Source organism: bacterium (assembly GCA_030247525.1).
Lineage (GTDB): Bacteria > Electryoneota > JAOADG01 > JAOADG01 > JAOADG01 > JAOTSC01.
The window spans coordinates 1-1,506 of the sequence record JAOTSC010000305.1; the positions used below are offsets into that span (position 1 = coordinate 1).

Below are 1,506 nucleotides of genomic sequence, written 5' to 3' on the forward strand. Positions count from 1 at the left end.
GCTGACTTGGTGAAGCAGTTGATGACGTTTAGCCGCAAGAGTCGAATGGTGAAGACTTCAATCGATGTCAACCGGTTGATTCAGGAAGTTGGAAAGCTGATAAAAAGTACTTTCGATCGGAAGATCGAGTTCTCAATTCAAGGGACACCCATCGACAGCAAAATTAGCGGAGACATCAACCAACTCCACCAAGTATTGCTCAATATGTGTTTCAATGCCCGCGATGCACTAATGGATGTTGCTGATGACCCCGACCGGAAACTCGCGATTGTCATCAGTGCATCAGAAATTCAAATTACCGAACGACTCATCGAAGCAGAACTCCGCAGTGGGTATTTCGTTTGTATTACTGTTTCCGATACTGGTAAAGGCATTTCGCCTGATGTTGTTAAACATATTTTCGAGCCGTTCTTTACAACAAAAGAAGTCGGAAGCGGCACTGGTCTCGGACTCTCAACAGCATTCGGCATCATTCGCCAGCATGACGGTTGGATTACCGTTTATAGCGAACCGGGAATCGGAACGACATTTCGGATATATTTGCCAACAAGCCGTGATGAACTACAACACTTATCATCAGGACTAACCGATGAAACTGTGCTTCCACGTGGCAACGAGTTGATACTCTTAGTCGACGACGAACCGATGATTCGCCGTATCGGTCAAACAATGCTGGAAAAACTTGGCTACCGGGTCGCCGTCGCAGGTAATGGGAAAGAAGCGCTCGAGTTACATCAGCGAATGCCACAGGAGTACGGGTTAATCCTGTTGGATTTATCGATGCCGATTATGTCGGGCAGAGAGTTTTTGGAACAATGTAAGTCACTTCCCCATCGCCCCAAGATTATCGTTTCCAGCGGTATATCCACAAACACTCTGGGGGCAGATTTACTATCAATGGTCGATGGTTTTGTCACAAAACCATACCGTCTTGTCGATCTCGCAAAAACAGTGAGAAATGTTCTTGATGTAAGAAATTAAATTACTTATCTTCACAAACAATCCCCTTACATGAATGTTCAGTGTGATGCTGAGTTGTATTTTAACTGTTCCATCCAATCGATATCTGTTTTATGTTAGACCACACACATTGTCGATTTGATCATTTGTTTGACGGCGGCGACCTCAGCTGTAGTGCTTTAGTGACGGCTCTAAAAGAGTGTTTCGATACTCTCTCACCAAATGATGTCGTTTATGTTACAGCAAAGGATGGCGGTGCAGTTATCGATGTTCCAGCTTGGTGTATCAGTACCGGACACATCTTGCTTGAAAAGCAACCTCCCAACTACTTGATCCGAAAAAGATCAACATAACCTACTGCTTATCAATTCCATTTATCGAATTTGTCATAACAACCAAGGAGAAATCATGTCGAAAACATTTTGTGTGTCTATCACCCACACCCATGACAATACGGATAAAGCGACACTTGGATTCGTCGTCGCCAACGCTGCGTTAGGTAGTGAAAAAGACACAATGGTCTTTCTTAGCGCCGATGGTGTGTGT

General features: G+C 44.4%; 1 protein-coding gene. It reads left to right on the forward strand.

From position 1 onward, the window contains the following. Positions 1–981, forward strand: a 981-nt coding sequence (locus tag OEM52_15250; GenBank protein ID MDK9701489.1) for an ATP-binding protein, incomplete at its 5' end; no start/stop codon positions are given. Positions 982–1,506 lie beyond the last annotated feature (525 nt).